Origin of the sequence: Streptomyces sp. NPDC087787, from assembly GCF_044743035.1 — a bacterium.
In the GTDB taxonomy this organism is placed as follows: Bacteria; Actinomycetota; Actinomycetes; order Streptomycetales; family Streptomycetaceae; genus Streptomyces.
In genome coordinates, this window is record NZ_JBIUVQ010000026.1 from 15458 (window position 1) to 38693 (window position 23236).

The window sequence follows — 23236 nt, forward strand, 5'->3', positions numbered from 1 at the left end:
TCGGTCAGCCGGCACGGCCGGGAACCTGACAGGACTCCGGCGCGCCCACAAAAGCCCGCGAGCCGGGGTTCGCTCGATTCCATCGTCAGCACACTTGATTCGAGCGCGACGATCCGTCATCGTACTTGAAACGATGACATGACTTGCCGTTCATGCAGATGAGGGAGGTCCGCCATGGACGACATCGACCGGGCCATCCTGCGAGAGCTGCAGGTCGACGGTCGCATCCCCTACGCCGAGCTGGGGCCGAAGGTGGGCCTGTCGCCCTCGGCCGCGAGGCACCGGCTGCAGCGCCTGATGGACACCAAGGCGGTCCAGGTCGTCGGGGTGACCGACCCGATGACCATGGGCCAGCAGACGATGGCTCTCCTGGGCCTGCGCATCGGGGGCGATTCCCGGGCAGTGGCCGATGAACTGTCCCGGCACGAAGAAGTCGTGTACACAGTCCTGACTTCTGGCCGCTACGACCTGTTCGCCGAGGTCGTGTGCGGTCGTCCCAGTGATCTTCTGGACTTCATCAACGACGTCGTACGGGCCGTCGAGGGCGTCGCATCCGTGGAGAGCTTCCCCTACTTCGCGATTCACACACACCGCTTCCTGTGGGAAGTCGACTGAGGCAGCCCAGCGTCCGAGCCCAGCCTGCCCACACCACGCCCCACACCAGCCGAGGAACCTTGCATGCCGCACGACGAGTACCGCACCATCGACTTCTTCACCCAGGAAGCGCTTCCCGTGCCACAGGTGACACCCACTCAGGCAGAGGGCATAGCCGCCCAGCGCTTCGGCATGAACGCTCACGCGCAGGCGCTGGGAAGCCAGCAGGACGCCAACTTCCTGCTGTGCGACGATGACGGGACGGCCTTGGCGATTCTGAAGATCGCCAACCCCGCCTTCAGCCCTACGGAGATCGAAGCCCAGGACACCGCCGCCGAACTGATCGCCGCGGCTCACCCGGAACTGCGCATCGCCACCGTCCTGCGCCACCCCGACGGGTCCCCGTACCGCACGACGGTGCACACCGAGAGCGGGCCGGCCATCGCGCGGCTCCTGCGGTACCTGCCCGGCGGCGCGCTCTCGGGACCACGGCACCTGTCCCCGGGCACCGTGGCGGCCATGGGAACGATCGCCGGAAAGGTCAGCACCGCCCTGCGCGACTTCCACCACCCGGGCCTCGAACGCGTTCTGCAGTGGGACCTGCGGCACGCCGACCGCGTCGTCGCCAAGCTCGCAGAGCACATCGACGAGCCCGACCGGCGCGCCGCCGTTCAGGCCGCGACTGCCGACGCCTGGGCGCGGGTCCAGCAGTTGGCCGCCGTGCTCCCGACGCAGGCGGTGCACCTGGACCTCACCGACGACAATCTGATCTGCTCTCCCGATCACCCCCTGCCCGTGCCCGACGGAGTCATCGACTTCGGTGACGTGACCACGAGCTGGGCAGTCGGCGAACTCGCCGTTTCGCTCTCCTCGATGCTCCACCACGACGGGGTCGAGCCCCATCACCTGCTGCCCGCCGTCCGGGCCTTCCACGCCGTTCGGTCGCTGTCCCCGGAGGAGGCGGAGGCGTTGTGGCCGCTCGTGGTCCTGCGCGCGGCCGGCCTGGTCGCCAGCGGGCGGCACCAGGCCGCCGTCGACGAGGACAACGCCTACGCCAAGGCCGCGCTCGACCGCGAGTGGCACATATTCGAGCAGGCCACCCGCCTGCCCCTTCCAGTGATGGTCCACCTCATCAAGGACGCGATCGGCCTGGCCGACGTCCCTGCCCGCGCCGATTCACCGGCGCACTTCCTGCTGCGCGGCCTCGCCGCCGACGACATCACCCTCCTCGACCTGTCCACCGACGCCGACTCCATGAACCACGGAGCCTGGCTCGAAGCCGGCGCCGAGGACCGGCTCGCGGCCTCCGCGCTCGCGGACGGAGCAGCCGCGGTGGCCACCCGGTACGCGCGTCCACGACTCACTCAGGCTCCGGCACTGTCAGCCGTCTCCGCTCCCACGGTGCCCACCGGCATCGACCTGCGGCTCGGGCGGCCCGACGTGGCGCAGGCCCCCGCCGCCGGGGAAGTGCTCGCCGCGGCACCGGGCCGGGTGGAGATCACCTACGGCCCGCGGACGCTGACGTTGTCCTTCCCCCGCACGGTTCACCCAGTGGTCTCCACCGGCTCGACGGTCCAGGCGGGCGAGGACCTCGCCCATCTCCCCTCCGGAACTCCGCTCCACCTTGCGCTGCGCAACGCCGACGGCCCCTCCGTCCCTGCCACCGTGCGCCCCGAGTACGCCGCCGGCTGGCTCGCGCTCACCGCAGACCCCGCCCCGCTCATCGGTCTCCGGGCCACCGACCGTGCGCAGGACAGGGACCTGCTCGACCGACGTGACGCCGTGTTCGCGACCGTGCAGGAGCACTACTACGCCAACCCGCCCCGAATCGAGCGCGGCTGGCGCCACCATCTGCTGTCCACCGACGGTCGCGCGTACCTCGACATCGTCAACAACGTCACCCCGCTGGGCCATGCGCACCCCCGCGTCGAGCAGGCGGTCTCCCGGCAGTTGCGACGGCTCAACACCAACTCCCGATTCCACTACGCCTCGGTGGTGGAGTTCACCGAACGCCTCGCCGCCCTCCTGCCCAAGCCCCTGGACACGGTGTTCCTGGTCAACTCCGGTTCCGAGGCGGTGGATCTGGGCCTGCGGCTGGCCATCGGGGCCTCCGGACAGCACGACGTCGTCGCTCTGCGAGAGGCATACCACGGCTGGACCTACGCCTCCGACGCGGTCTCCACCTCACTCCAGGACAACCCGAACGCCCTCGCCACGCGTCCGAGCTGGGTCCACACCGTGGACTCCCCCAATTCCTATCGCGGCCTGCACCGCGGGCCGGACGCGCTGCGCTACGGGCCCGAGGCCGCCGCGGTGATCGACGAACTGGCCGCCTCCGGCCGCCCGGCAGGGGCTTTCCTCAGCGAGACCTTCTACGGCAACGCCGGAGGAGTCGCCCTGCCCGACGGCTATCTCGCCGAGGTGTACGCGGCGGTGCGCCGTCACGGTGGCCTGGCCGTCGCCGACGAGGTCCAGGTCGGCTACGGCCGTCTCGGACACTGGTTCTGGGGCTTCGAACAGCAGCAGGTCGTCCCCGACGTCGTCTGTGTCGCCAAGGCCATGGGCAACGGGCACCCCCTCGGTGCCGTCATCACGTCCAAGTCGGTTGCGGACCGGTACCGCGACCAGGGTTATTTCTTCTCCTCCACCGGTGGCAGCCCGGTTTCCAGCGTCGTGGGCCTCACCGTCCTGGACACCCTGCGCGATGAGGACCTCCAGGGCAACGCGGTGCGCGTCGGCGGCCGTCTGAAGAGCCGGCTCGAGGCACTGGCCGACCGCTACGGCATCATCGGCGCTGTCCACGGCTCGGGCCTCTACCTCGGCCTCGAACTCGTCCGCGACCGCGTCACCTTGGAACCCGCCACGGAAGAGACCGCCGAACTCTGCGACCGCATGCTCGACCTCGGTGTCATCGTCCAGCCCACCGGTGACCACCTCAACATCCTGAAGATCAAGCCACCGTTGTGCATCGACACCACCGCGGTGGACTTCTTCGTCGACATGCTGGACCACGCCCTCGCCCAACTCGGTCACTCTCGCTGACGTCGTTCGTCCGGAGGCCGGATCGGAGGCTGCTTCCGAGATGGGTGCCGGTCCGTCGGCGTAGCCGTCGTCGTCTCCGGCGGGTTCGCATCCGCGGCGCGGAGTGCGGCGCCCATGCGGAAGGCGGCTCGTCCGACGGTGTGTGCGATCTCCATCCGACAGCCCGGAAGGAACCGACTTGTGCGTCGAGGCAAGAAAGAGAGAGACGTTGAGATGAGTCAGGCACACCACGTCCACGGTGACGTCACCCTCCACAAGGGAGGTGCTGAGCTCATCGACCGGCTGGAGCCTCTGTGGCTCGCGTTGCACGCTCACCACCAGTCCGTCGAACCGGGGTTCGCGTATTTCCCGGACGCGCGCTCCTGGGAACTGCGCCGCTCCTGCTACCGACGTTGGATCCTGGAAGAGGGGTCTTTCATCCTCCTCGCCGAACGTCACGGCAAAGCGGTCGGCTACGCCTTCGTGGAGATCCACGCCGGGCCCGACGACACCTGGGTGACGGGCACCCGCATCGCCGAGCTCCAATCGCTCTCTGTCGCATCGACCGAGCGTGGGAACGGCCTCGGCACGCTGCTGCTCGACGAGGTGGACGCTGAGCTGAACAGGCTCGACATCGGCGATCTGCTCATCGGGACTTTTGCGGCCAACACTGGTGCTCGGCGCCTCTATGAGCGTCGGGGGCTGCAGCCGGTCCTCACGTACTATGCCCGCTTCTCCGCCGGCGGGAAGCAGACCCGCTAGTGCGAGGACGGCCATCGGCGACCGCAGGCGGGATCCGGTGCCGGGACCCGCGTTGGCGGCTACAACCGGTCGCTCTGCGGAGCGTTGACCAGGGGCGTGATCAACTCGCTGATGATCGGGGGCGGATGCTGGGCTGCGGCAAGTATCTCGCGGTGGAGCGGTGCGGCCCTGGGCGGAAGAACAACCCGTTCGGCTCCGGACCGGTCGGGCTCTTTGCTGATGAGAGTGGCCGGGATGAGGCCCACCGCCAGACCGGTTTTGATCATGGCGGGCACGCCGTGCAGTTCCTCGGTTTCCAGCGTGACGTTGGGAGAGCTCCCCAGATCTGCGGCCCAGTGAGCCTCCGCCAACTTGAAGTCCTTGACAGGCGGGTGGTGAACCGGCCGTCGGGCAGTTTCCGCAGCCAGCGGCGATCGATAAGTCTTACCAGCTTGCTGCGTAGCGGTTCCAGCTTGGACCGCACGCTGCCGTCCACCCCCACCAGCTCGCCAACCTCACGGGCCATGACCGGCCCGGCGGCCTGCCGCACGGCGGCGATGATGCGCTGGTAGTCCCACGGGAGCGAGTCCTCCTCCACGCCCGGTTCGCGGTGCGGAATCAGGATCACTGCCCGGCCGGCCACCTGCCCGGGCACTGGTCCGGCGGTGGCGCGTTCCTCGGCGAGCTGCCCGGTCATCCGTTCGAGGACGCGTTCGGCGCCGGCGAGTTCGTCACGCTCGGCCCGCACTCCCGCCAGCTGATTGGCCAGCTGTTCTTCGAGTTCGTCCAGTTCCGCGCGCCGCGCGGTGATCCGTTCCAGCAACTCGGGATCCAGCATGCACCGGATCGTAGAGGGCCGCCTGGCCCCAGCGGGCAGGTACTGGAATGCGCTCGCGCTCCAGGGCTGGGAAAGGACACAAGGTGGCTCGTCATCAGTGCGCCCAGGGCAGACTAACCGCCTCGATCTCAGAGTCGTTCAGCAATGCGTTGATGAGGGCCGGCGAACCGGCAACCTTGGTGGCCCACAGGTCGTAGTCGGTGCACAGGATCCAGGAGCGATCGTCAGCCCAGAAGTTGGACGGGCTGAAGTCTGCTTCGGACTGGTCGTACAGGAGCTCGGCGTCGCCGAGCCGACCCTCACGCACGTGGAGGTTGTCGAAGTCGATGGCTCCGAGCGTCAGCGGGTTGTAGTAGGCCAGGCAGCGGGTCTCGGGGCCCCCAGGGCTGTACTGGGTGAGGATGGCAATCAGCCGGTTCCAGGTCTCACGGTCCAAGCTCCCCTCAGTCGGCGGGATCACTCCCAGTGGCCAGCTGCCTTCCTTCTTGGCCGAAGGAAAGCAGCGGTAGGAGGGCATCAGACCGTCGGGCACTATCGGGTCGCCGGTCCGCTGGGCAAGCTCGGTCCAGCGCAGCCGCCGCCAGCCAGGGCCGGGGTGCCGGGCACGGCCCAGACCTCCCCCCGTGGCGATGCTTACGGCGTCGAAGTTGATGCCCCCGAGCATGTGGGGCTGAATGCTCCCGTTGGCAAGGCGTGCCTAGTGGTATTCGTCGTACGACACCTCGTGTGGCCCCTGCTCGTGCTCGTACATGGCGTTGAGCGCCCACACCGCGTCAGGCATCGCCGAAGGCATGAACCCGGTTAGACCGTCGCCACACAGCTCCAGCAGCCAGTCGGTAGCGCCAGACGGCACGAGCGGCCACAGATTAGACATCGGGTTCGGTACCTCGGACATCCACTCATGATCCCAGGCGCAAATCCGCCCTTCTGCGAGGGCCGACATGATGCCGCCCCGAACACCGCCGCCCGAGCCCGTCTCCAGGCACCTGGCCGGAATGACGAGACGTACTTCAAGAACCGACAAGCCGACCGCTGACTAACGATCTACTCTGCGGACCCCCGCCCACGACCAGCATGAGCACCCCGAGGACCGGTCACACCAGCCCTTTGACTTGCGACTTCAAGTTGGCGGATGCTCAGTCGAGTTGAGCAGAACCCCGTCCACGTCGAACAGCACCGCACCGAGCGTCATGACCCCTCCCCGTCGAGATCGCCCAAGAACAGACGACCACCGTAGTGACATCCAATGTCATCGACATCGATCACGACGACTGGACCCGAGTTACTCGCCAACTCGCCTCGAAACGATTTCCGACGCGAGCTGCCGACACTTTCCACCTGCGGGTTCGTCACCACGTCTCTGAGTGGTGGATACCGTCGGGGCATGACTACCGACGCAGCCGAAGGCACGATATCCACATTTCCCGGCCAGGGGCGGCCGGGGCAGCGGATCGGCAACCTCCTCGCCCACCTGACCACGCCGCTTCTGGTGGTGGTACCGGCGATGCTCGTGCGAGCCGGTCTGGTCGACGACGGGCTGTGCCTGCTCGCGATGTTCTCGCTCCTGCTCGGTGCCGCAGCGGTGTACGGCGTCAATCAGGGCTGGCATGCACAACTGCACGCAGGCGGCCTGCTCTCCGCTCGCACGCTCACCGGCCGACGCACCATCGATCTCGCCCAGCTCAAGAAGGTCGGTTGCCTGGAGGTCTCCGGACGCGGTACCTCCGCTGCCTGGCTCGTCCTCACGGACGTACACGGCAATCGAATCATCATCGACAAGCTCGCAGGTGGCAAAGGAACACCTGACGCCGCAGTATGCGATGTGCTGCTCAAGCGCTCGGGCCCACCCGTTCTCGTCTCTGGCCGTGCGGCCGAGCGGTTGCGTGTGGAAGTCGGCCACGGGTGGGGCAACCGGCTGCAGCCGGGACGTTCCCTGTCCAACCCGCTTGCCGCGTCCCTCCCACTGCTTCTAGCCCTGGTGGGCATGCCAGTGAGCCTTGGTCTCGTGGTTCTGAGCCTGGCACTCGGCAACGTCTTGTGACGTTCGGCTGGCGCGCATCTCTGATGCCGGTCGGTGTTGCAACACCGATAGCCGTAGCGCGGAGACCCGAGGCTTGCTGAAGCAATGCTCAAGACCTGTGGATCGGCCTCGGGAGAGGTGCCTCGCGGAACGCGGAGGGCGTACCTTGCCGAGTGATCGACTTCTGGTCATCGAGTAGGCCCGCGTTGGCGCGCGGGTCGGGAAGGCACGCCCGTGCTCAGCGTAGTCAACAACGACGGAACCACCGAGACCGGCTTCCTGATGGACGACATCGTCCGCGAGGGCGCCCGGCGGATGCTCGCCGCGGCTCTGGAGGCCGAAGTCAACCAGTACATAGCCGAGTTGGCCGACCAGCGTGACGAAGCCGGTCGCGGGCTGGTGGTCCGCAACGGCCACCACCGCGAGCGCACCGTGACCACGGCCGCCGGCCCCGTCCCGGTCAAGGCGCCGCGCGTGAACGACAGGCGCGTCGACGCCGCCACGGGCGAGCGCGAGCGGTTCTCACGCAGCGGCGCCACATTCCAGAATCGCTACCTCGTCGAGCGTCGCGAGGTGAGCGCAGCATGACCAGGCACGGGAATCGTCCACTGCTCTTCCTGGACGTCGACGGGCCGCTCCTGCCGTTCGGTGACGGCCCGCAGCGCGATCTGGCGGGCACCGCATCGAACGCGCACCTGGCGCGGCTCGATCCGCAGATCGGGCCGCGACTCGCGGCGCTGCCGTGCGACCTGGTCTGGGCCACCACCTGGGAAGAAGAGGCCAATATCGAGCTGGCACCGCGGCTCGGCATGCCGCAGCTGCCGGTCGTGAACTGGCCAGAGCCCTCAGCGGCCCACGAACGCGAAGACCAGTGGTTCGGGCTCCACTGGAAGACCCGAACCCTCGCCGCGTGGGCGGACGGACGCCCGTTCGCCTGGGTCGACGACGAGATCACCGATGCCGACCGAGACTGGGTCTCCACCCACCACCCCGCCCAGGCGATGCTCCATCGCGTCGCGTCGTCCCGCGGCCTCACCGACCAGGACTTCGCAGTCCTCGATCAATGGCTACAGCTGGCTTGAGGCTCTCCCCGATGATCCACAGGATCTGACAGTTACTCCTGGTAGATGGGTTTTCGACCAAGAGAACCGTCTCCACCAGAGACTTCACGTGCTTGTTTACCCGTCGGGCGTCGACGCGTCCAGCTCAGCCCTCCGCTTCCCCACGCAGCAGTTGCGGCGGCACCGCCGTGCGATCGGTTCCCGTTGGCGGCGCCTGAGCGCCGGCCGCCAGGCTCTCCTCACACTCGCCCACCTGCGGGTGGGACCCGCCTGCGCCCAGCTCGCGGCCGGGTTCGGCGTCGGAACCACGACGGCCTACCGCTACGTCACCGAGGCCGTCGATCTCCTGGCCGCTCTCGCCCCCAGCCTGGCCGACGCGGTGCGGACCGTGTCGGTGAAAGCATATCTGATCCTGGACGGCACGCTGCTGCCGATCGACCGCATTGCCGCGGACCGGCCGTTCTAATCCGGCAAACACAGGAAGCACGGGATGAAGGTGCAGGTCATCGCAGACCCCTTCGGCCGACTGCTGTGGGCCTCACCGACCCTGCCCGGTGCCGTCCACGACGTCCGCGCGGCCCGCGAACACGGCATCGTCACCACCATCGCCGAGGCCGGCTCCGGTGCTGGGCGGACAAGGGCTACCGGGGGGTGTGGCGGCACGGTCCGCACCCCGTGCTGGGGACGGTGGGAGGCCCTCTCCGCAGACCAGAAGGCGGTGAACCGGTCCCACGCAAAGATCCGGGCTCTGGTCGAGCAGGCCGTCGCCACCCTCGAATCCTGACGGCTCCTCCGTGAACTACGGTGTTCATGATTTCGCGTAGCTCGTGCTTGGGCGGCCGACCGATGTCCAGCGCATGCCGACGTCGCTCGGCCCGCCGGCCCATCGGGCCCACAAGAGCCGATCAGCCCTGCGCTTGGCTCGGCATTTCGGCCGAGAATCGGCGGACGGTGGAATCCGCGGACTCGTTCGATCGCCACGGAGTGGTCCGTTCGGCGCCTCCCGCCCGAGGGCCGCCGGGGACACGGTGGCCGTAGTCGTGCCCGAGTGACCCGCGTACCTCAACGAGACGCCGCACGGCGCCCCCCACCGCACTCGAAGCGGCGGGCATACGCATCGCATGCACAGCGCGCCGCCAGTGCCCGACATGAAACGCTCGTAGGCTGAGCGGGAGTTGGCGGACGGCGTGCGCAGGGTGTCCCCGGCGCCCCGGTGGCCCGGATCCGCCGTGGCGGAGGCCGAAAACAGCCGGTCGGCCGCCCTGGATTCCCTGACGGACGCCGTCGCCGCCGTTGTGGCCGACGGCGACGGCGTCGAGGTCAGGCACGGTCCCCGGTCGGATTCCGGCCGTCGAGCATGCCGCTGTTCGCGTAGGGGCGGACTGGTCAGCCGATGTGGTAGCTGTCCCCGTACACCTTCCAGTCCAGCGGCGGGTTGAGGTTCAGGTTGCCCTTGCGCAGGAAGACCCGTTGTTCGGTGTCGACCCGGCTGGTGTCGCTGTGGGCCTCCTCCTGCTTCATGGCCCGGACCCGCGCGTCGAGGAAGGCGTTCAGGTATGCCACCTCGCCGCCGCCCTGCGCCGGTGGCTTCGCCGTACGCAGGGCGCGCTTGCGGATGTTGCGGAAGCTCGTGGGGTCGCTGCCGTCACCGTGCATGACGATGGCGTCGTAGTACGTGAACTGCCCCAGAACTCCGAGGCCGTCGGCCTTGCCCTGCTGGACGGCCGGGTTGAAGTACACCCGGTCGCGTTCGTCGTTCTGGGCCTGCTGGAAGGCCGTGTCCTGTGCCGCCTTGCGCCAGTCACTGGGAAAGTTCGGATCGAGTCCGGCATGCGAGTCGGTGCCGTTCACCCGGCGCAGGGCCGGCAGGTACTTGGCGAGGACGTTGCCGGGCTTGCGGTCGGTGTAGAGCTGCACGAGGTCGAGCATGTCGCCGGTGCCGGAACAGAATCCGATGATGCCGGCGGTGTAGCCGCGGCCGTCGCGGATGTCCTCGATGTAGTTGTACTGGGCCTTCCAGTCGAGGGAGGAGTTCTCGGCGCTTGACACCAGTTTCATGGCGATCTCCTTCTTCGCCGGGTCGTCGAGTCCGATCGCCTCGGCGGACACCGGGGACGCCGCGACGTGCGGGGCGTTCAGGAGCGGGACTGCCACCAAGGACGCGCCGATCAGGGCGAGGAGCGTACGGCGCGAGGTGGTGAAGCGGTCTGCGGCGTCGTGGGCTGAGTGGACCACGGGGCCTCCAAGTGAGTGTGGGGGGTGGTCAGTTGGAGTCACTGTTAGGAAGGTTTACTATCAGATGATCAGGGAGGTGGGTACCCGTGAGGTGAGAAGTTCGTAGGGATGAACAAGCCGCTCATTCCACCGGCCACTCCCGCATGCCCCACCCGCACCGCCGCGCCGCAGGAGTCACGCGCGCGCCACCTGACGCTTCGCCTTCGCCCCGGTGCTTCCACCGGCCGCTGCCCGCCGAATCCGAACTCGCCCAGGCCATCACCGTCCTGGCCCGCGCTCAGCAGGACGCCGTCTGGAGCCGGCAGCAGATCGCCAACCAGGTCCGCTCACTGCTGCGGGAGTACTACCCCGCCGCCCTGCATGCCTTCCAGGCAGAGAAGACGGCCTGACCCGCCCCGACGCCCGCGTCGTCCTCACCCTGGCCCCCACCCCGGCGGGAGCCGCGAAACTGACCCTCGCCCAGCTGCGAGCCGCTCTCAAGCGCAGCGGCCGCACTCGCTCCTTCGACAGCGAAACCGAGCGCCTGCGGGGCATCCTCCGCTCGGAGTACGCCCGCCAGCTCCCAGCCGTCGAGGGCACCCTCGGCCATCAGCCCCTGGCTCTCCCCAAGCAGCTGGACGCCGCCTGCCAGGCCGCGGACGACCTCGCGGCAGCCGTCGATGAGGCATTCCGCCAGCACGCCGACGGCGAGATCCTGCTCAGCTTCCCCGGCCTCGGCCCCCTGCTCGGAGCACGCGTCCTCGCCGAAATCGGCGACGACCGCAACCGATTCGCCGACGCCAGAGCCCTGAAGTCGTACGCCGGGTCCGCCCCGATCACCCGTGCCTCCGGCAAGAAACGCTATGTCGGCCGCCGCTTCGTCAAGAACAACCGGCTCATGAACGCCGGTTTCCTCTGGTCCTTCTCAGCCCTCCAGGCCTCCCCCGGAGCCAACGCCCACTACCGGCGCCGGCGCGAGCACGGAGACTGGCACAACGCCGCCCAACGCCACCTGCTCAACCGCTTCCTCGGCCAGCTCCACCACTGCTTCCAGACCCGGCAACCGTTCGACGAGCAAATCGCCTTCGCGTCTGGATGACCCGCGAACCCTCGTGGCTTTGTTCACGAGTTTCGACTCCGGCTCAGCTTCCGTGCTGCACAAGTGAATGCACCGGTGAATAAGGGCTGGGTTGTCAAGGCCGTGAAGGTGGGGCGTGCATAGACTCGTGGTGTCGATGTTCGCCGGTACGGCGGCAACGGGCGAATGGGAGGCACGCTGGTGTGCAAAGTGGATCACGAGGCCGCAGCGGTGACCGCGACAGCAGCCCTGACGGCGGCCTACCCGCACCTGAGGCAAGAGGCTTCTCCGCATCCAGCACTGGAAGGGTGCGAGGACGTGCAGTGGTCGTCCATTCCCGGCTGCCCGGTTGATGTCCCGGTCATCCTACGAGGACTGCTCGATCCCGACGCGGCTGAAATGGCCGAACGAGCACTGGACTGGCTTGTGATGTCAGGGCCGATGTCCATTAGTGCCACCATGCCGGCGGTCGTCCCGTACCTGCTGAGACTGACTGCCGATCCATCGATCCCACGCCGGAAGGAGTTGTTCGGGCTCGTGCTCGTAGCCGCCGCGCTGTCCGCACCGACCGACCCCGACAACGCGTGGGACCTGGCGGTCAGCGGCCCCGAGAACGACCACCCTGAACGGGCCCTCTGCCGAGCGGCATTCGTTGCCGACGCGGCATGGGTGCGGCGCCTGCTGGCCGACGACGAACTGCTGGCCAGCCTGCAACTGAACAAGGACGACCGGGCATCACTGGTCCAGGCGGCCGGACTGTAATGTGCAAAGCCCCGGGCAACCCGACGGCCACTGCTGCCAATCAGCGGCCTCAGCAACGATCAAGACTCCCGTTCCCTCTTGACTTCTTATCCCCCTGAGATGTCTGAGCGGGGAATGCGGGCTCGAACACGCCGCCGACCACGTCACCATCGCTCAACTGGCCCTGGCTCAACTGCCGAAGAAGTACCGGCGAGGGCGGCAGACGCTCATCCGCACGGACTCCGCCGGCGTGGCGCGCTACCGCGGAGCCCGCCCCTCCTGGAATGCCCTAGGGGCTGGGCGGCGCGGCCTCCGCCCCGTCTTCTTCGCGGTCGTTCCTCCGTCCCGCTGTATCGGGCGATGTCAGTGGTGGCAGGCAGGATGACGGGCATGACAACACCTGCAGCTGTGATCACGGATGCCGCCGCCTACGCGCAGGCGGTCGAGGACGCGGTGAAGGCGTCGGCCGCCTACTACGCGGGTGGGACGTCGGCCTTGGACGATGACGCCTACGACCGGCTGGTGCGAGGCATCGCCGCGTGGGAGGCCGACCATCCTGATCAGGTGCTGCCCGACTCCCCGACGGGGAAGGTCGCCGGCGGCGCCGCGGAGGGCGATGTCCCGCACACGGTGGCGATGCTGAGTCTGGACAACGTGTTCTCGCCGGAGGAGTTCACCGCTTGGACAGCTTCCCTGGGCCGGCGCATAGGGCACGAGGTCGAGCGGTTCAGCGTCGAGCCGAAGCTGGACGGGCTCGCGGTCGCCGCCCGTTACGCCGGCGGTCGCCTGAGACAGCTGATCACGCGCGGGAACGGGACGGCTGGAGAGGATGTCTCGCACGCGATCGGCACGATCGAGGGCCTGCCGGACGAACTGGCCGAGCCGGTCACCGTGGAAGTCCGGGGCGAAGTCCTGATGACGACCGCTCAGTTCGAGTACGCCAACGAGGTGCGCACCGCGCACGGCGGACAGCCGTTCGCCAATCCGCGCGGCGCCGCGGCGGGCACCCTGCGCGCCAAGGAGCGCACTTACACCGTGCCGATGACGTTCTTCGGCTACGGTCTGCTGCCCCGGCCCGATACCGGGACGGCGCTCGCCGCGCGGCTGGGCGAACTCGCGCACAGCGAGCTGATGGCGCAGGCCGCCACGTTCGGGATAAACACCACCGCCACCACCGCGGTGCCCGGCATCACCGCCGGCACCGTCGGACAGGTGCTGGCCCGGGTACGGGAGATCGCCGCCCTGCGGGCCGAGCTGCCCTTCGGGATCGACGGGATCGTCATCAAGGCCGACCCGGCCGCCGACCAGCAGACGGCAGGATCGGGTTCACGCGCTCCGCGTTGGGCGATCGCCTACAAGCTGCCCGCCGTCGAGAAGATCACCCGGCTGCTCGAGGTGGAGTGGAACGTCGGCCGCACCGGCATCATCGCCCCGCGCGCCGTCTTGGAACCGGTCGAGATCGACGGCGCCACCATCACCTACGCCACCCTCCACAACCCGGCCGACATCACCCGCCGCGACCTGCGCCTGGGCGACCACGTCATGGTCCACCGGGCCGGCGACGTCATCCCCCGCATCGAAGCCCCCGTCGCCCACCTGCGCACCGGCGACGAACAGCCCATCGCCTTCCCCAAGACGTGCCCGCGCTGCGGGGCCGGCATCGACACCAGCGAGCAGCGCTGGCGCTGCGAGAACGGACGCAACTGCCACCTGGTGGCCGCCCTGTCCTACGCGGCCGGCCGCGACCAGCTCGACATCGAAGGCCTCGGCCACACCCGCGTCGTCCAGCTCGTCGACGCCGGCCTCGTCGCCGATCTCGCCGACCTGATCGCCCTCACCCGCGAGCAACTCCTGAGCCTGGAACGGATGGGTGAAACCAGCACCGACAACCTCCTCGCCGCCCTCGCCACGGCCAAGGGCCGGCCGCTGTCGCGGGTGTTGTGCGCGCTCGGGGTCCGCGGCACCGGCCGCTCCATGTCCCGCCGTATCGCCCGGCACTTCGCCACCATGGACAACATCCGCGCCGCGGACGCGGAATCGATGCGGCAGGTCGAGGGCATCGGCACCGAGAAGGCCCCCTCGATCGTCGCAGAACTCGCCGAACTCGCCCCGCTCATCGACAAACTCGCCGCCGCCGGGGTGAACATGACCGAACCCGGCGCCACCGCACCCGCCCCGTACGAGGGCGGCCCCGGCGACCACGACGAGAACACCGAGCGTGCGGGCGGTCCGCTGGCCGGGATGACCGTGGTCGTCACCGGCGCGATGACCGGCCCCCTGGAGAAGCTCAGCCGCCACCAGATGAACGAGCTGATCGAGCGGGCCGGCGGCCGCTCCTCCTCCAGCGTCTCCAAGAAGACCACCCTCGTCGTCGCCGGAGACGGCGCGGGGTCCAAGCGAGCCAAGGCCGCGGATCTCGGTGTCCGCATGGCCGCCCCGGGCGAATTCGCCGCCCTGGTCGCCGACTACCTCAACTGAAGAAGCACCGCAATCGCTGAGTAAGGGCGTCTGAGCCCGCATGACAAGTTACGCGGGGCTTCGACGCAGGTCAGCCAGGGCCCGGGACGGTGCCGCGCCCGCTCGGTCCGTCGGCCGTGTGACGTCGTCGCTATACGCGTTTCCACCAGTTCGGATATGTGTCTACGGTCCGCTGTCGGGAACGCCGCTCTCGGCGGAGTGCCTCACCGGCCGCAAGGACGTACGCGTGGGGTTCTTCCGCCCGCGCGACACCGTTCACAAGGACGGCGGGCAGCACCTGTCCGAGCTGTTCGCACCGGTCTTCGAGAGCCTGCGCCGCGGACGCATGCGCACGGCCGTCGGAAAACGCACTCGGGCTCGGTGAACTTACCGGCCACCTCAAGAGCCCGGCAACCGGACCCGCGGGGAAGCTCCTCATCGAACCGCAGAGGTGCCCACCGCGGCGGACCCGGCCGGCGCTGCTCCCGGCGGAAGCACCCCAGGCATGTCTCATCCGCGCTCGCGGAGGTACGCCTCCAGTTCGGCGGCCCCGGTCAGCATCGCCCGTCCGCGGGCGGACAGCCGGCCGCGCCAGTCGCCCAGTGCGGCCTGCAGCGGCTCCAGCCCGCCGGCCGCCCGCACCTGGGCGATCAGCGGGGCGATCTGCTCCAGCAGGTAGCCGCCGCGTCTGAGTTGGTGGGCCAGCCGGACATCCCGGACGTCGGCCTCGTCGTAGACGCGGTAGCCGGTCTGCGGGTCACGGCGTGGGCGTACGAGTCCGGCGCGTTCCCATGTGCGCAGGGTCGCGGGCCGGATGCCGAGCTTGCGGGCCAGCGGTCCGATGAAGGTGCCACGGGGCCCGCGCACCGCGTCAGGCTCGGACGCCGCGATGGGCTCCAGGTCACGGAGGGCGCCCTCCACGGCCTGGAGGGTCCGCCGGTCGTCGAGGAGCTGGGCGTGGCTTTCGTCGATGAGGCGGAACGCCTCGTCGGCCGCGCCCTCGTTCACCGCCCGCATGATCGACGTCGCCGTCCGGTGGCCGTGGCCGGGCACCAGGGCGAGGAACGCGCGAAGGGCCGCCGCGTGCAGCGGGGTGTAGGTGCGGTAGCCGTGGGCTGTGCGGTCGGCGGCCGGGAGGATGCCGGCTTCCTCGTAGTTCCTGATCGCCTGCGTGGACAGCCCGTGCCCGCGCGCCAGGTCCACCGGTCTGAGCCGCTCACCGCTTTGAGAGTTTCTCCCCATGAGCCGACGATATCGTCGAAAAGTTTCAACCGAGCCTTCAACGATAGCGTTGAAGGCATGGCTACCGACATCAAGGACACCGCCCATGCCGTCGAAGCGGCGGCCGTCATGAGACTGCTCCCGGCACGGCCGCGGCTGCTCGCCCTGGGCGAGCCCACCCACGGCGAGGACGCTCTGCTCGCCCTGCGCAACGAACTCTTCCAGGAACTCGTCGAGCAGGGGGGTTACCGGACGATCGCGATCGAGAGTGACTGCTTGAAGGGCCTGGTCGTGGACGACTACGTCACCTCCGGAACGGGCGCCCTCGACGAGGTCATGGAGCACGGCTTCAGCCACGGCTGGGGCGCCTTCGCGGCCAACCGCGAGCTGGTGCGCTGGATGCGCGCCCACAATGACGGCCGGCCCGCCTCCGAGCGGCTCCGCTTCGCCGGTTTCGACGGCCCGCTGGAGATCACCGGCGCCGCGAGCCCCCGGCCGGCCCTCACCGCGCTCCACGGCTACCTCTCGGCCCGGGTGGACGCGGACCTGCTGCCCTGCACCGGGGCAACACTCGACCGCCTGCTCGGCGTTGACGAGCAGTGGACCGATTCCGCCGCGATGATGGACCCGGCCCAGTCCGTGGGGCGGTCGGCCGAGGCCGGACAACTGCGGCTGCTCGCCGACGATCTGGTGGCGCTGCTCGACGCGCAGACTCCCCACCTGCTCGCGGCGACCTCGCAGGACGACTTCGGCCGGGCACGTCTGTACGGGCGCACCGCCACCGGTCTGCTGCGCTACCACTACTGGATGGCCGACCCCTCACCGGCCCGCATGACACGGCTGTGCGCGCTGCGGGACGTGATGATGGCCCACAACCTCCTCGCCGTCGCCGCCCGGGGCCCTGCACTCGTCCACGCCCACAACTCCCACCTCCAGCGGCAGAAGAGCACGATGCGCATGTGGCAGGGGCCGGTGGAGTGGTGGAGCGCCGGTGCGCTGGTGAGCGCCCAACTCGGCGAGGAGTACGCCTTCGTGGCCACGGCCCTCGGCACCATCCGGCACCAGGGTGTGGACACGCCGCCCCCGGACACCGTGGAAGGACTCCTCTACGCCCTTCCGGAGGACCGCCGCGTCATCGACACCCGGCGGCTGGCCACTGCCCTCGGCGACACCCTGCCCTCGCCCCGGGTATCCCCCTGGTTCGGGTACGCCCCGCTCGACCCGGCCCAACTGGCGGACACCGACGGGCTGGTGTTCGTCAAGGACGTCCCACGGACATAGCGCCACCGGCTTCGGCTCCGATCTTGAACGACCCCTGGGGGTGGGGTGACGCGACAGTCCGGAGGGGAAGTGGAAGATGCAGTGGCGTGCACTGCGGGCGGCGGCCACGTTGGGTCTGTCCGGGGTGCTCATCACGGGATGTGGTAGCTCCGGGAACATGAATCCTTCGGACCAGCCTTCGGCCTCCCCTCGTCGTCGAGTGAACCGGTCTCGGCGAAGGCAGAGGCCGCCGAGGACGTGAAGCTCGTTCTTGAGGAGCGTCTCTCGGCGGATGAACCGCAGTTCGGTTCGGGCACGATCTCGCCCTGCTCGACCTCCTCACCTCAGATGTTCACCGCGAAGTGCCAGGCAGCGGCCGATGCCACCTCCGATGCCGCCGACCTGGCCCTGCGCGAGATCAACGGGCGCCGGGGATTCGCGACGCTCGGTTCCGTCGCCCGGAAGATCCAGGCCGCGGTTCGAACACGGAACCCTGGGATGTGCCACGGGCCCGACGGCAGCGGACACGCGCAAGGCATGCCTTGAGCCGGCTGCTGTCATCGCGCAGGGCATGTGGTTGAGGTGAGCCGATACGGTTGGCCGCGGCGGTCAGGCAGCGCTCTTCTTACGGCGGCGTGCGCTGCCGGCGAGGGCATCGATGAGTTGCTCGCGGCTCATCTTCGACCGGCCGGGAACGCCCTCAGCCTCTGACGCCCCATGACCTGCCCACTCTCCCTCTGCCCAGTTCCTTCCGGCGCAGCGTACCGGGCGAGGGGCCGATCATCGGGTTCATGGCAGCGGCCTCCGATGTTCCGCATGCTCCCGGGGCCACATTGCTCGCCCTATGGCGTTCCCGCGACGCCAGGCCCAAGGGTCCGCCGGCCTTTCCGCTCGGCCACGTCCTGGGACTCGTCGTCATCCGGGAGGGCGGCGGGCTCGACTCGTTCGACGGGCAGAAGGCGCGGAGAGGAGTCCGTCGGCTCCGTGCTCCTGGTGGTGCTCGGGCCAGTGCCCAGAGGGCGTCGCAGGGTGCTCACTGGGGGAGCCTCGCACGCGCGTGGGGTACGCCGCGACCGGTCGCTGGTCGGTCGACGCACACGGGGCCCGGCCACGGTCACCGAAGGGCGGCGTCCCACGGCGCTGGAGCGCGCCCGGGAGTCCGGGCAGCTGTGCCGGATCGAGGGCGTGGCCCGGTATCTCGAGGTGCGGCGGAGCGACGTCGGCCATCCGGACCGCGCTGGCTGGCTGGCTGCAGACCACGTGGGTCCGGTCGTACTGCCAACGTCGCCGGAAGCAGCACCGGGTGGCGCTGTACCCCCGCGGCGACCTCGACGTGCTGCTTGGGCATCCCGCGATCGACTCGGACGAGGTACGGGGCGACTCCTCGCGGCCGCCCGTCCGCCCTGGCCCGGCTCACCACTCGTGCCGGCGGAGGCGGTGAGTGATGGCCGGCCCCGCGTCCTCAGCCCGCCGGGTGCTCGCGAAACCACGCCACCATCTGCTGGATCGGAGCCGCCACCGCCATGGTGTTTACCCCGATCGTGTCCTGCCCATGGGCAGCGCGGGCCCCTGCCGAGCTGGACGCTGTTGGTAAATCCGTCCCGCTGGATCTCATCCAGCGGGGCGGTGTGCTGCGAAGAGTGAGATGCGGGTGCGGGCGAGGGGTCTGGCGATGAGCCAGGCATCGAGGCGGGCCAGGCTGATGGCGGCGCCGGTGGAGTGGTGTTGCAGCCTGTTTTTGGCGGGCCGCGGTATCGGGATCCGCAGGCCGAATAACCTCCGATTAACCGTGAGGAGATGGTCATGCGAATCAAAGGGGCACAGACGGGCGAAATCGCCTCTTGTGGCAGGGTCTTGCAACGCCGCTGGGCCGGGCGGCTCGCGGTCGCGCTGGCGGTCATCGGCGGCACGATGACCGTGGCGGGACCAGCTGACTCTGCCGTGGCCCAATTCGGCCCCCACACTTGCAAACAGGGCTTCGTGTGGCGGGAGGCGTTTCCCGGCGACCTGGTGTGCGTAACCCCCGGCGTACGTACGGACACGCGCAGGGAGAACGAGTTGGGGCCGTCGCGCAGGCGGCCCGGCGGTGGCCCCTTTGGGCCCGATACGTGCAAGCAGGGCTTCGTCTGGCGTGAGGCCCGTCCCTCCGACCACGTCTGCGTACCGCCGTCCAGCCGCGACCGGGCCCGCGGCGACAACGCGAGCGCGGTCATGCGTCTGGCCGCCCCCTCGGCGATTCCCCGTGGCGGCGTCCAGATCATCACAGCCCGGCACCAACTGGGCGGAGACCTCTTCGCCAGTGGAAGTGGCCTGACCCCCAACGGACGTGTCCAGTTCTGGAGCGCAGCTCCCGGCCTGCCGGCCGTTCAACTCGGCAGCCTGACGGCGAACTCCGGTGGTGGCCTGTCACGGCAATGGTTCTACAGGACGAACTGTCGAGTGCATGACCCGCGCGAGGAAACCGTCATCGTCCTGGATGTGGCCAGCGGCACTGTCACAACCGGCGGCACCACGCGCGTGCACTCGCGTTGCTGAGGTGGGCTGTCCGATTGGTGATCACGAAAGCAGAAGCGGACCCCGGCCGGTCGGCATACCCCTGATCTCCCTCCGGGGTGGACGCTGCGACAGCCTCTGCGGCTCCGCAGACGCGGTATCGCACGCACCATCCCCGAGAAGAGGGACCAACAACGGCAGCGGCACGGCCTGCCGCCGCGGCGGCAGGCCGCCAGGCGCGGACCTTACGGCCGCCGACGAGGTGGTCCTTGCTGCGCTCCGCGAGCTGCGCCCCCAGTTCGACCGCCTCCTCGTCGATACCGAGTTCCTCACGCAGCTCGCGGAGCGTCGCTGCTGCGTGGTCTTCCCCGTACTCCAGTGAGCCGCCTGGCGTCGCCCAGAAGCCGTCGTTTTCGTCGTAGCGCAGCAGCAGGACGCGATCGTCGGCGTCGAGAACGATGGCGCGGGCGGCTTCCCTCAGCGGCGGAGTGGAGGTCGTCATGCCCTCCAGTGTGGCGGTAGCCGTGCCCAGCGCCCTGGCGGACGAAGTACTTGAGGGTCGTCTCCGGCCGGTAGACCGGGGGGAGAGAGACGACCGCCGGTCGACGAACTCCAGGTCCTCGCAGTCACCCATCCACCGCCCCCGACGTCCGAGATCGGTTCGGAACAGGCCGATGTCCAGCGCGGTCTGACGGTGGAAGAGCACGTTGCAGCCGGTGACCCAGTCCGGCCACACGGCCAGTTCACGGCCCTCGGGCCAGTCCACCGCACCGTGGCACTCCCGCAGCACCTTCGTCAGGGCCACAGCCTGACCGCCCGGGTACTCCACGGTGGTGCGCCCGCCGACGGCGAAAACCTTCTCCTCCTCGATCGTGTCGACGACACCACCGCGGCGAACGTCCTCAACCACGCCCTGACCCGTGCCCAGAACCCCGCCGCCCGCCGCCTGTTCCAGCTACGCCTCGCCCGCGCCCTCGCCGCACAGGGCGACCGGATCGAACGGCGCGCTGTGCTGCGTGCCCTTGCAGCGGCGGAGAAACACCTGGGTGACGCCGGCGCCGACCGACCCGCCTGGTGCGCCTGGGTCTCCGAAGCCGATCTCGCCGTGGACTCCGGCCAGGCCCTCCTGGACCTCGGCGACATCGGCCGCGCTCACCGGCTCCTCACCGAAGGTGAAGACCTGCTGCCCCCGGCCCGGGACGAGACCCGCGGGGTGTTTCTCGCCTACCGTGCTGCGAGCTACCTCGATCTGAAGGAACCCGAGCCCGTCGCGGCCGCCGCCGAATCCCTGCTCTTGGCACGTCGCCTCGGAGCACCGCGCTGCAGCAGGAAGGGGCGGATCCGATACCGATGACGGGATGGCCGGCCGGGCACGTGCGTTGCGGCCCAGCGAGGAAGTCCGCACCCCCACCGACGCTGAATTGCAGGAGTCCTTCGGCCACTTGGACCGCACTCCGCCGCTCCAACGAGAGCGAACTCGTCAAGGTGCTGTCGAGCAGCTGATCGACCGGCAGACAGCCTTGCTCTGGGACTACGTACAACCAGGGCACCATGTGCACCTCCGCCCTCCCTCACGTGCTCCCAGGTCATCGACCTCCGTCGACGTCGGCAGCAGGGCTGCAAAGTCCAGATCCAAACGAAAGAACCAAGCCCCCGCACAGCAGAACGGGCTCTCAAACGAGGGCCCATTTCTGGCGCTGGGTCAGGCGTCAGCCGGCCGCCATGCCCGCGTCGACCGGTAGGGCGTGCCCTGTGACGTGCTTCGACAGGTCGGAGGCCAGGTACAGGCACGTCTGTGCGACGTCCTCGGGATTGATCAGCACACCGGTCGGGTGCAGCGCGGCCGCCTCCGGTTCGGTGAACATGCCGGCGTTGATCGCCTGGTCGAGCAGCGCGGTGCGGACGACACCCGGGCACACGGCGTTGATGCGGATGCCCTGCTTGACGTACTCGATGGCCGCCGTGCGTGTCAGCGCGATCACGCCACCCTTGGCCGCCGAGTAGTCAGCGATGCCCAGCGGCAGGCCGACCATCCCGGCGATGGAAGCCATGTTTACGATCGTGCCCCCGCCCTGGGCCAGCATCTGGGTGATCTCGGCCTTCATGGACAGCCAGACGCCTTTGAGGTTCACCGAAACCAACTTGTCCCACGTCTCTTCGGTGAGCTCGTGAAGCGGCGCGCCGCCCTGTTCCTCGATGCCCGCGTTGTTGATCGCGATGTCCAGCCTGCCGTAGGCGGCAACGGTCGCCCTGACCGCCTCCTCGAGGTCGGCCGACGAGGTGACATCGGCCCGAACGAACTGCGCTTCGCCGCCGGCCTTGGTGATCGTGGCGGCCGTTTTCTTCCCACCGTTCTCGTTGATGTCGGCGATCACGACCTTGGCGCCCTGCGCGGCGAACAACCGCGCGATGGCGGCGCCGATGCCCTGCGCCGCACCGGTGATGAGCGCGCTCTTGCCCGCCAGCAATGAATCCACCATGTGCCTTTGACTCCTTGTCGGGGATGAGGGATACCTCGCATATCCCTCTGGAAGAGAGAAATGCCGGTCTGCGGACCGGACGCGCCACCGACCTGGGCGCGCGCATCCACGAAGGTAACCCCACCGCTGACAGTCCTGTGCCAATCAAGTCCCTTCTCGCAGCCGATCGGGGTCCGCTGTTCACAACCAAGCCAAGTGGGCCGCACCCGGGTGCGGTTCCTCCTAGACCCCTTGAGGCCCGTGGGATGTGACACCCGTGGGTGCAGGTCGAATGACAGTGGGGGCGGAATCGGTAGCAACGGCCTGCTCATCGGGGCTGCGCGGGAGTGAGACCAACGACGAATCTCCGGCTCAGGAGACCAGGCCAGTGAGGTTGGCGCGTCAAGAGGGTGGCGAACCTGGATCCCGGCGCCGTGGCCGCCACCTCGGCAGCGTCGGGTGCTGTGTCCACGTCGCGCAGGAGTGGCAGGTCGCGTACCCGAAGGCCCGCCCTGGTGAGGCGGTGGCGCTGGGCGGCGGCGGTGTATGCGGTGGACATCGGGATGTCTCGCAGCAGCGCTGGGTCGGGTTCAGCCAGGCCGAGCGCCCAGAACCCGCCGTCCTCCGCTGGGCCGAACCAGGCGTCGCACTCCCGCCATGCGCCGGGATCCAGTACGGGGGCGAGGAGCTTCGAAGTGACCTGTGGGGTGTCCATGCCGACCAGCAGGGCGGGGCCGTCCGCTACGGCGGCGAAGGCGGCGGCCAGCCGCTCGTCCAGGCCGCCGGATGTCTGCGGGACCACCTCGATACCAGGCGGCAGCCAGCGTCCGGGCGCGCCGTCCAGGAAGAGCACTCGGCGGCGGGCCGGGCAGCGCAGCACGGTCTCGAGGGTGTCGGCGAGCGCTGCCTCCGCCAGAGCGGCCGCCTGTGCAGGGGTGAACGGCGGGGTGAGCCTGGTCTTGACGTGCCCAGGCCGCGGCTCCTTGGCGATCACCAACAGCGCGGTCAGTCCGTCCGCGCTCACGGGCGTCATCCCGG

At 69.1% G+C, this 23236-nt stretch carries 21 protein-coding genes and 3 pseudogenes; 15 read left to right on the forward strand and 9 right to left on the reverse strand.

The window, feature by feature from the left end:
- The first annotated feature begins 174 nt into the window (after positions 1 to 174).
- The 3 genes from ACIOWN_RS30845 to ACIOWN_RS30855 all read left to right on the forward strand — a co-directional run bounded on the left by ACIOWN_RS30845 (position 175) and on the right by ACIOWN_RS30855 (position 4377).
- Positions 175 to 615 carry an Lrp/AsnC family transcriptional regulator gene (locus ACIOWN_RS30845; RefSeq protein WP_362357793.1) on the forward strand — a complete coding sequence of 147 codons (441 nt, stop codon included), beginning with the start codon at positions 175 to 177 and terminating at the stop codon, positions 613 to 615.
- 63 nt (positions 616 to 678) lie between these two features.
- Complete coding sequence (locus tag ACIOWN_RS30850) at positions 679 to 3636, forward strand: aminotransferase (protein ID WP_401983974.1); 2958 nt, start codon at positions 679 to 681, stop codon at positions 3634 to 3636.
- Positions 3637 to 3849: 213 nt separating this feature from the next.
- Complete coding sequence (locus ACIOWN_RS30855) at positions 3850 to 4377, forward strand: GNAT family N-acetyltransferase (protein ID WP_362357789.1); 528 nt, start codon at positions 3850 to 3852, stop codon at positions 4375 to 4377.
- 59 nt (positions 4378 to 4436) lie between these two features.
- Here ACIOWN_RS30855 and ACIOWN_RS30860 read toward each other — a convergent pair whose 3' ends face one another.
- The 4 genes from ACIOWN_RS30860 to ACIOWN_RS30875 form a co-directional block, all read right to left on the reverse strand.
- The gene (locus ACIOWN_RS30860) at positions 4437 to 4727 is read right to left on the reverse strand and encodes a LysR substrate-binding domain-containing protein (protein ID WP_362357787.1); all 291 of its coding nucleotides are present in this window, start codon (positions 4725 to 4727) and stop codon (positions 4437 to 4439) included.
- Complete coding sequence (locus ACIOWN_RS30865; protein WP_362357785.1) at positions 4640 to 5194, reverse strand: hypothetical protein; 555 nt, start codon at positions 5192 to 5194, stop codon at positions 4640 to 4642. Before ACIOWN_RS30865 ends, ACIOWN_RS30860 begins: the two co-directional genes overlap by 88 nt.
- Before the next feature lie 94 nt (positions 5195 to 5288).
- Entirely contained in the window at positions 5289 to 5858 is a 570-nt protein-coding gene (locus ACIOWN_RS30870) for a hypothetical protein (protein WP_401983976.1), read from the reverse strand.
- 33 nt (positions 5859 to 5891) lie between these two features.
- Positions 5892 to 6047 (reverse strand): hypothetical protein, encoded by a 156-nt coding sequence (locus ACIOWN_RS30875; RefSeq protein ID WP_401983978.1) that lies wholly within the window; start codon positions 6045 to 6047, stop codon positions 5892 to 5894.
- Positions 6048 to 6578: 531 nt separating this feature from the next.
- Between ACIOWN_RS30875 and ACIOWN_RS30880 the strand changes: the two genes are divergently transcribed.
- The 5 genes and pseudogenes from ACIOWN_RS30880 to ACIOWN_RS30900 all read left to right on the forward strand — a co-directional run.
- Positions 6579 to 7235, forward strand: coding sequence for a hypothetical protein (locus ACIOWN_RS30880; RefSeq protein WP_401983980.1), 657 nt, complete (start codon positions 6579 to 6581; stop codon positions 7233 to 7235).
- A gap of 213 nt (positions 7236 to 7448) precedes the next feature.
- Positions 7449 to 7739: pseudogene (locus ACIOWN_RS30885) on the forward strand (transposase); the annotation flags it as partial.
- A 59-nt stretch (positions 7740 to 7798) separates the two neighbouring features.
- Positions 7799 to 8296 carry an HAD domain-containing protein gene (locus tag ACIOWN_RS30890; protein ID WP_362358022.1) on the forward strand — a complete coding sequence of 166 codons (498 nt, stop codon included), beginning with the start codon at positions 7799 to 7801 and terminating at the stop codon, positions 8294 to 8296.
- A gap of 88 nt (positions 8297 to 8384) precedes the next feature.
- The gene (locus ACIOWN_RS30895) at positions 8385 to 8741 is read left to right on the forward strand and encodes a transposase family protein (RefSeq protein ID WP_401983982.1); all 357 of its coding nucleotides are present in this window, start codon (positions 8385 to 8387) and stop codon (positions 8739 to 8741) included.
- Positions 8742 to 8753: 12 nt separating this feature from the next.
- A pseudogene (locus tag ACIOWN_RS30900) lies at positions 8754 to 9059 on the forward strand (transposase family protein); the annotation flags it as partial.
- 602 nt (positions 9060 to 9661) lie between these two features.
- Here ACIOWN_RS30900 and ACIOWN_RS30905 read toward each other — a convergent pair.
- The gene (locus ACIOWN_RS30905; protein WP_362358021.1) at positions 9662 to 10510 is read right to left on the reverse strand and encodes a chitosanase; all 849 of its coding nucleotides are present in this window, start codon (positions 10508 to 10510) and stop codon (positions 9662 to 9664) included.
- A 218-nt stretch (positions 10511 to 10728) separates the two neighbouring features.
- Between ACIOWN_RS30905 and ACIOWN_RS30910 the strand changes: the two are divergent.
- The 3 genes and pseudogenes from ACIOWN_RS30910 to ligA all read left to right on the forward strand — a co-directional run.
- A pseudogene (locus ACIOWN_RS30910) lies at positions 10729 to 11588 on the forward strand (transposase); the annotation flags it as partial.
- A gap of 189 nt (positions 11589 to 11777) precedes the next feature.
- Positions 11778 to 12329, forward strand: a complete 552-nt coding sequence (locus ACIOWN_RS30915) for a hypothetical protein (protein WP_362358019.1) — start codon at positions 11778 to 11780, stop codon at positions 12327 to 12329.
- A 369-nt stretch (positions 12330 to 12698) separates the two neighbouring features.
- Positions 12699 to 14786, forward strand: coding sequence for an NAD-dependent DNA ligase LigA (gene ligA, locus ACIOWN_RS30920; RefSeq protein WP_401983984.1), 2088 nt, complete (start codon positions 12699 to 12701; stop codon positions 14784 to 14786).
- A gap of 489 nt (positions 14787 to 15275) precedes the next feature.
- Here the strand turns inward: ligA and ACIOWN_RS30925 are convergent, their stop codons facing one another.
- Positions 15276 to 16007, reverse strand: coding sequence for a TioE family transcriptional regulator (locus ACIOWN_RS30925; RefSeq protein ID WP_362348692.1), 732 nt, complete (start codon positions 16005 to 16007; stop codon positions 15276 to 15278).
- A 57-nt stretch (positions 16008 to 16064) separates the two neighbouring features.
- Here ACIOWN_RS30925 and ACIOWN_RS30930 point away from each other — a divergent pair, with 57 nt between their 5' ends.
- From ACIOWN_RS30930 to ACIOWN_RS30940, 3 genes are all read left to right on the forward strand, one after another.
- A complete protein-coding gene (locus ACIOWN_RS30930; RefSeq protein WP_362348693.1) occupies positions 16065 to 17267 on the forward strand; it encodes an erythromycin esterase family protein in 1203 nt (400 codons plus the stop codon).
- Between the two features lie 237 nt (positions 17268 to 17504).
- The gene (locus ACIOWN_RS30935; protein WP_362348695.1) at positions 17505 to 17792 is read left to right on the forward strand and encodes a hypothetical protein; all 288 of its coding nucleotides are present in this window, start codon (positions 17505 to 17507) and stop codon (positions 17790 to 17792) included.
- 1257 nt (positions 17793 to 19049) lie between these two features.
- On the forward strand, positions 19050 to 19781 hold the full coding sequence (locus ACIOWN_RS30940) for a hypothetical protein (RefSeq protein ID WP_401983986.1): 732 nt from the start codon (positions 19050 to 19052) through the stop codon (positions 19779 to 19781).
- Here the strand turns inward: ACIOWN_RS30940 and ACIOWN_RS30945 are convergent.
- Complete coding sequence (locus tag ACIOWN_RS30945) at positions 19741 to 20241, reverse strand: NUDIX domain-containing protein (RefSeq protein WP_362348697.1); 501 nt, start codon at positions 20239 to 20241, stop codon at positions 19741 to 19743. The two genes, ACIOWN_RS30940 and ACIOWN_RS30945, sit on opposite strands and share 41 nt — an antisense overlap.
- A gap of 270 nt (positions 20242 to 20511) precedes the next feature.
- Between ACIOWN_RS30945 and ACIOWN_RS30950 the strand changes: the two genes are divergently transcribed.
- The gene (locus tag ACIOWN_RS30950) at positions 20512 to 21093 is read left to right on the forward strand and encodes a hypothetical protein (RefSeq protein ID WP_362348699.1); all 582 of its coding nucleotides are present in this window, start codon (positions 20512 to 20514) and stop codon (positions 21091 to 21093) included.
- Between the two features lie 355 nt (positions 21094 to 21448).
- Here ACIOWN_RS30950 and ACIOWN_RS30955 read toward each other — a convergent pair whose 3' ends face one another.
- Both ACIOWN_RS30955 and ACIOWN_RS30960 read right to left on the reverse strand, forming a co-directional pair.
- The gene (locus tag ACIOWN_RS30955) at positions 21449 to 22219 is read right to left on the reverse strand and encodes a glucose 1-dehydrogenase (RefSeq protein ID WP_362348701.1); all 771 of its coding nucleotides are present in this window, start codon (positions 22217 to 22219) and stop codon (positions 21449 to 21451) included.
- 307 nt (positions 22220 to 22526) lie between these two features.
- On the reverse strand, positions 22527 to 23231 hold the full coding sequence (locus ACIOWN_RS30960; protein ID WP_401984048.1) for a DUF2064 domain-containing protein: 705 nt from the start codon (positions 23229 to 23231) through the stop codon (positions 22527 to 22529).
- Positions 23232 to 23236: the final 5 nt, after the last annotated feature.